The sequence below is a fragment of the Gilliamella sp. Nev6-6 genome, from assembly GCF_001690605.1.
GTDB lineage: Bacteria > Pseudomonadota > Gammaproteobacteria > Enterobacterales > Orbaceae > Gilliamella > Gilliamella apicola_C.
On record NZ_LZHP01000101.1, the window covers coordinates 1 to 7722 of the forward strand.

Annotated in this window: 5 protein-coding genes and 1 pseudogene; all 6 read left to right on the forward strand. The window is 36.4% G+C overall.

Features of this window, described 5'->3' with window-relative positions; translation table 11 throughout:
• The first annotated feature begins 143 nt into the window (after positions 1 to 143).
• Positions 144 to 1784: a hypothetical protein gene (locus A9G42_RS13465; protein ID WP_143426173.1), complete on the forward strand. Its 1641-nt coding sequence runs from the start codon at positions 144 to 146 to the stop codon at positions 1782 to 1784.
• A gap of 393 nt (positions 1785 to 2177) precedes the next feature.
• Entirely contained in the window at positions 2178 to 2915 is a 738-nt protein-coding gene (locus A9G42_RS12655; protein WP_065567193.1) for a carbonic anhydrase, read from the forward strand.
• 593 nt (positions 2916 to 3508) lie between these two features.
• The gene (locus A9G42_RS12660; protein WP_065653588.1) at positions 3509 to 4207 is read left to right on the forward strand and encodes a hypothetical protein; all 699 of its coding nucleotides are present in this window, start codon (positions 3509 to 3511) and stop codon (positions 4205 to 4207) included.
• Between the two features lie 499 nt (positions 4208 to 4706).
• Entirely contained in the window at positions 4707 to 4889 is a 183-nt protein-coding gene (locus A9G42_RS12665) for a hypothetical protein (RefSeq protein WP_143426174.1), read from the forward strand.
• A gap of 181 nt (positions 4890 to 5070) precedes the next feature.
• Positions 5071 to 6452: pseudogene (locus tag A9G42_RS12670) on the forward strand (IS1182 family transposase).
• 174 nt (positions 6453 to 6626) lie between these two features.
• Positions 6627 to 7722: ShlB/FhaC/HecB family hemolysin secretion/activation protein (locus tag A9G42_RS12675; protein ID WP_143426175.1), on the forward strand; the 1096-nt coding region annotated here is incomplete at its 3' end.

A 7722-nucleotide genomic window follows, 5' to 3' on the forward strand; every position in this document is an offset into this window, starting at 1 on the left:
ACATTCCTTTACAAAAAATCACAAAAAAAACTAGCCAAGCTTTTTTTTAACATTATAATTTTTACGGTAAAAATTAAATTAGCTTTTTTACAGGCTAATAATCATAAAAAATAAATAAAACAATATTTTATTTGTAAGGTGGGATGTTATGCAGTATAATCTTGGACAACAGACAACAGACAACAGACAACAGACAACAGACAACAGACAACAGACAACAGACAACAGACAACAGACAACAGACAACAGACAACAGACAACAGACAGGGCAAGCCTATGCCTTAAATTTATCCAATAATCGCATTAGCCGGTTTTTTACACTTCGCTCGTTTATATCATCAAAATTATCCACCAAATTATTTAAAAAAATCCCGTTGGCATTAGCGCCAGTATTGTTATTGCCGTATTCGCAAGGTTCGCAAGCATTAACGGTACATACTAGCCAAGTGATTCAAGGTAGTGCCCCGTATTTAACGTTTGATGGTGGTAAAACCAAAGTGACCACAACAACGGAGTTATTAGGTATTAAATTATCGGATGGTCGAGAATTCACCCCTACAACCAATAGTTCATCACCCGCAAATCCAATTGAGTTACCTGCAGTGGGTCAAAGCTTTGCTGATATTCAAATGTTAGTCCCGCCATCAACTAATTCTGTAAGTTTAAATGAGTTAGTAACAAACTATAATTATTGGGGCGATGATGATGGCGATGGGCAGGAAGCAGGAGAGATAACCGCAACAGGGAATTTAGCGGTTAGTATTACAGATAAGAATGGTAAAACAGTGAATCGTAGTGAAGTATTAATGATATGTAATGCGCCTTATAAAGTGGTAATAAGTAGCGAAGAGGGTAGTTTAAGTACCCGTTACGGCGTTCCTAATAGTAGTACTTTCACTGGTGACACAGCAACATATTATATTAATCCAAAATCATCACCATTTATTTGCTTTGCAAGACCAGCTTTAAAGAGCTCATCTGAAACTTGGATAAACGGCATTTTGGTTGACCATACTGGTCCGGCTACTGTCTGGAATCCGGATAAAGGTTTCCTTACGCGCTCAGTCACGCCATCGCAATACGGACGAAACTTTCCAACCGCAGGAATTGATGGTGTATATTTTGACTTAGATATAGGTGGAGTTGATGCCAGTCAACTAACGTGGTTACCCGTTACGCATGGAGGAATAACCGCTACTGTAACAAGGGCGTTACCAAAAGATGATTATTGGATATCCGATCATTCAGTACCAGTAACGCGTGTTACGCTAAAAGGTCCAGAGGCAAAGAGCCAATGGAACAATCCTCATCCTAGTGCAATTACTAAGCCAAATTTGCCGCAGACATTTGAGTTAGTGGGTAGAGATAGTCGTGGTAATGCAGTAGTGAAATATGGGTTTATATTACAGAAATGGTTTGTCAATGGAGGAGTTGTAAATTACAGAACTTATTCTGAAGCAGAAACTTGGTGTCGTGATTTAGGTTATCGTTTGCCACAGGTAAATGAGCTAACTAACGCTGTCTGTTCTGGTTTGTTAGGTAGTCGTTGTCAGGGTGCTGTTGGAGGCAAACCATCATCAAGTGGCAATTATTATCAGCGTCAAATAGGAGCTGGATTATTGGCGGAATGGGGCAACATGATTGATTACCCAGATACAAAAGAGATAGAATCCTGGACAAGTGAAAAATTCATAGTGGATAGTTATAATGCAACAATAATTGGGGGAAAGAATGAGAATGTGTCGGAAAAACAAACCAGTCCAGTTGTTTGTGTCACGCCTTAGCATTTATCACTGAATCCTGTAGGTCGCAGTTAGGTTTATGAAGCTAACCAAGGACAAACCATCAAAGAACCAAGCCCGCATAAGCCGAGGCGCTGAGCGGGGTATCTAGCAAACTTGTACTTTAATGACGGAAAGTCAAGAAAAATACTTCCCCGACTGACGATGCCTAAGCTGTGAAGAGTTACTCAACATAAACAATTAGACATTATCATAATAAAAATTGAGTAAAATTAGTACCAAAAAAACAGCTATTTTTTAGCTGGTTTTTTGTATAAATGTCAAACGATTTTTTTATAAAAATATCAAAAAGTGATGATGTGTGATTGTAGTAAGGTGTTTTTTTGTGGCGTATAATTTGGTCTCCAATAAACAACTTTCTAACGTAAAATCAACATGAAATTTAATGTAATTATTGCAGCCTTAATGGCAACCAGTTTATCTTGTGCTGCTGTAGAGCCTGCTCCGCATTGGGATTATGAAGGCGAATTTAAACCCGAAAATTGGGGAAAACTTTCACCTGAATTTTCAACCTGTGAAAACGGCAAAAATCAATCGCCGATCAATATTGAACATGCACTAAAAACCCATCATGATAAACTTAAACTGGCGTTTAAACCCAGCAAGCAAGAAATCATCAACAACGGCCATACCATTCAAATCAATGTTAACGAAGGTAATACCTTAGAAATTGATAATGAAATCTTTACGTTACAACAATTCCATTTTCATGCACCAAGCGAAAATATGATTAAAAGTAAACCCTTTCCGATGGAAGCTCACTTTGTTTATAAAAATGACAATGGTGACTTAACGGTTGTTGGTCTTATGTTTAATAGGGGAAAATCTAACCCCGAATTAGCTAAAGCTTGGCAACATATTCCGACACAAGTAGGAAACACTGCGACATTAAGTCAGTCGGTTAATATTAAGGCATTATTGCCAAATAGATTAGATTTTTACCGCTTTAGCGGCTCACTAACAACACCGCCTTGTACGGAAGGTGTGAGATGGATTATTTTAGAACAAGAAAGTAGCGCATCTGCCAAACAAATTGAAAAATTCCACTCAATCATACATCATGATAACAACCGTCCAATTCAGCCTTTAAATGGTCGTGTGATAGTTAATTAATATTTTTTGGCTCTATCGGTGAAAGCGAATAGAGCCAATAATTAGTGGACTTATCACTTATAACACACATAAAATATATAATGTATTTTTAATGGTTTTTTGTCATTAAACATTACACGAATAACGTATAAAAATTTTACGCTATCATCAAATAATATGAATATCCATGTCAAGGACGTTGTTTATATCAGAAAAAACAATGCGCAATGTTATTCGATTAAGTTAACAATTCCACCTGTATTTAATATAGTTGAAGCAGAGAAATAAACTTAGCTATTAATAAATAAGCCGATATAATAAAATGACTTAATAGGATTAAGCTCTTTTTTATTGTTATTTACCTATAGCGGTGGTGGAAGCGACATTTAAAACGATTAAACGGAGTTTATAAAGGTCAATTCCTCATCTCGACTATGGAGTTATAACATTCTTTTTCTGCATATGCATATTGGTATAATAATAACAGAGTTATATTCGTCGTTAGGCTACTTGCCTACAGTTGAGTTTAAAAAACAGACAGCTCTTAATTTTTTGATTGAATATATGTTGCCATTTCAGAATTTAAAAGAGCTTAATATAACAAGGAGAATAAAATGTTTAGTGCATTACATCCATATAATAATAAGCTAATTTCTTATACGGAATACCTAAAATTTGCATTAGATCATAATTTTCAAAAACCTAATGATGCGCCAGGTGCTCGCTGTCCTGTTTGTGAAAGGCGTCTGAAAGTCAGAGCAGGAAAACAAAAGGATGATGGGCATTTTTATCACAATGATGAATATTATTGCCCAACAAAAGAAGCAAATAAAAGATCCTACGGTAACTTGCCAATAACAAAACAAAACGCAGAAATACGACAAAAAAACCTTAATTTTGCTAAAGAAAATATAGGTAAAATTTGGGAAAGGTTGAAAGAAATTATTCCATTCTTTGACTTTTCAGAGTTTTTGTCAATTCTTAATGAAGCAAAAAAACTCAATATTTACGAATATACAAATCTTAATCCTCAACTCTTACCCTATGTTTATGTAACCCTAATAAACTATTTGCCAAGTAAAAGTTATAATAAACAACGAAAATTAAAGTTTTGCTTTTTCTATGAAGCGAGAATTAATACTTATGAGGATTTATGGATTAATCAAGGTGCATTTTCTCGCTTAGTTAGGATATCATATAAAAATGGTAGTACACAAAAAGTAACTATAATTGAAACAAATACTGATTACCTATCAAAAGAGCAAGTTATTTTAAGTGAAAAACAGCTAGAATTTTTGAAAAAAAAAGTATAACTATGAATAAATAGCCCTATATAGGGGCTTTATTAACGCTCATATCTAATTTTTATAAACCCGTTTTTTCCACGCCAAATCATTAATTCTTTGAATTGCGCTATATAAGTTGAGCGTTATAGGCTAGTCTTACTTTGTTTTTATTGTTATGCGCTAATACTACTTCAATCATACGGGTTTAAGTTTGGCTTCGTTCATTGATGGTAATAGCGATAGAGCGTAAGCCATGTGCTACTAGCTGACCTCTGTAGCCTATACGCTTGCGGCGTTAGTTTTTTGGGGATTAAGTGGTTCATCATGTTTAATACGGTTAGGAGACACATATTCACTATTACTCCCTAGTAGTTTTTGTGCTAATAACCTTAAAGTTTCATTGGATAAGCGTACATTGTGGGCTTTTGGGGCTTTCATTTGTTCAGTAGAGATATGCTTTTTCTCAATAAATATCAAAATGTTTAAGTATCAAGTTAATAATGATTATGTTAATTGGTTGAATTTCGTGAAAGAAAATGCATTTAAGGCTGGTGTGCCATTAAGGGCAGAACTTCTTAATTTAGTTTATGATTCAAACGATGAATTGGGCTGTAAAGCAGAAAAGGAAAGCTTAGGTTACAATTCCTCGCGATTACATCCAGATATTTATATGGATGAGTTATTAGTTGGAATGCGAACTATTAATTAAGTTTTAGCGCATATTATGAAAAAACTTGATATTTATGATGAATTTAAATTAGATACATCTGAATTGTATGTTAAGTAAAGATATTATTTAATAATATCTTTCAGATTGATGACAAAGAGCTCGCTTTTTGGCGAGTTCTTTGATCTAATAGAGAGGAGTCCATTATAAGAGGAATTCTTCTATGCTAAAAAAACCAACTCCAGCGACACCAGAAAAAAATAGAGCAAATCTCGCTAGATGCGCTTGTCCCTCAAAATCATCTTGTTCGTAAAATAGCTAAAGTCATTGATTTTGAATTTATTCGAGAAGCGGTAGCACCACTTTATTGCCTTAATAACGGTCGTCCGGCAGAAGATCCGGTCAGACTGTTTAAAATCATGCTATTGGGGTATCTTTTCGGTATCCCCAGTGAACGTCGTCTAGTTCAGGAAATTCAGGTCAATTTAGCTTATCGCTGGTTTCTGGGAATGGGATTAACCGAAAAAGTGATTGACGCCGTCGGTTTAATGACAGTGAAATCTATCTACAGATTTTTGATAATATTGTTGAGCAGGCCATTTCCAAAGAGTTGATAAGTGGTCGGGTATTATATACGGACAGTACTCACCTGAAAGCAAATGCCAATAAAGGCAAAGCACGTAATGAGCAGCGTATTGTTGAGCCCAGTCAATATATTGATGCGCTTAATCAAGCCATCAACGCAGAAAGAGAATTAAACGGAAAAAAGCCTTAAAGCCATCGACGGTAGAGAAATACAAGGATGTTAAAGTCAGTACAACAGATTCGGATAGTGGCTTTATGCATCGGGAAGGCAAGCCTAAAGGATTCTTCTACTTAGATCACCGAACGGTTGATGGCAAACATAATTTAATTACCGATACCTATGTCACAGCCAGAAATATCCATGATCCCCAGCCTTATATGGCTCAATTAAAACGCCAGCTAGAGCGGTTTGGCTTTAATCCGGTTGGTGTCGGTCTTGATGCGGGTTATTTTACGGCTCCCATTTGCCATTTACTGCTGGCAGAGCAGATATATCCGGTGTTGGGTTATCGTCGCCCCACCCATGGTGCGAATCCCATCAGAAAAAAGCAGTTTATCTATAACCGTCAAAACGATACTTATACTTGCCCAAACGGGCAAACATTAATATATAAAACTACTAGCAGGGAATGTTATCGTCATTGTCATTCTGATGCAACAACCTGCAAAATCTGTCCGTTATTGTCACAGTGTACACAGAGTAAAAATACACAGAAAGTCATCACACGGCATATCTGGGAAGCAGCTAAAGAGAAAGCCAACGAGATTCGTTTAAGTCAGTGGGGTAAAAGAGTCTATGCTCGGCGAAAAGAAACGATAGAGCGCAGCTTTGCTGATGCTAAACAACATCACGGACATGGTTATGCTCGATTTAGAGGAAGAGCGCAGGTTCAAATGCAGTGTTTATTGGCCGCAACGGCTCAAAATATCAAGAAAATAGCGATAAAGCTATTTTTGTTACGTTTTTTTAGGCTATTTTTTAATTTATTTAATAAAATCCAAATTAAAAATCCTATTTAGGTTTAAATAAAAAAATAAACCCCGAATTATATCGAGGTTTGTCATCAATCTGAAAGATATTATTTAATAATATCTTTTTATGTTTTATATGGACATTGAGTCTAATAAAGTTTAATATCCTGACTGAATTTTGTCTGGCATTTGAGTAAAATTAACACGATAATAAGTTTTCCGATGAAAGTTTCTATAAAATATCTAGTAAGTTTAGCCTTTGTGATCTTACCCTTTACCCCTGTATTGGCCGAAGTTCAGCCAACACAGGCACTGGGTGATCAGCAGTTGATCCACCAGCAAGAGCGACAAAAAGCACTACAAGATTTGCTTAGTCCTACCTTCCCCGATATTCGTTTATTACCCCCGAACGCTACCACTAAAGGGATAGATTTTCCGACTGAAGCTCATTGTTTTAACATTGATCATGTCGAGTTAATGGAACGAGACAAATTACCTTGGTTTATTCCATTAAAGAGGCTGGCGCAACAAGCAGAGCATCGCTGCTTGGGAGGGCAAGGAATTAACTTATTGATGAGTAAACTACAAGACCGCTTAGTTAGCTATGGATTGATTACTACGCGCGTTGTTGCACCTGAGCAAGATTTAACAGCAGGGACTTTAAAATTATTGCTTGTTGAAGGTAAAGTAAGGCGAATTTATTACAGTGATGATAGCGATAAATATGCACAGCTTTATAGCGCTATGCCTGTAAGAGAAAACAAAACACTTAATTTACGCGATATTGAACAAGGGCTTGAGAATTTACAACGCTTACCGACGGTCAGCGCACAAATGCAATTAGTGCCAGGCGACAAACCGGGTGAAAGTGATATCGTAATTAGTCGCAAGCAAACAAAGATGTGGCGAATTGGGTTATCGGTTGATGATTCAGGCACCAAAGCAACAGGACGCGACCAAGGCGGAGCGACCCTCTATTTGGACAATTTATTATCGTTAAGCGACGCATTTTATTTATCTGGTGGGCATGATTTAAACGGTAAAGGTAAATATGGTTCACGTAACTATTTATTATCTTATTCGGTGCCATTTGGTTATTGGTTATTAAACGCTTCGCTATCGGGTAATAAATATCATCAGACGGTAGCAGGACAAAATGAAGATTATAAATACAGTGGTCGTAGTCGCAATGCCAATATACAGCTTAGCCGGCTTATTCATCGGAATGAATCACAAAAAACCACATTAAGTTACGGCATAAGCTTACGCCAATCGCATAACTATATTAATGATACCGAAATAGAAATCCAGCAAAGGA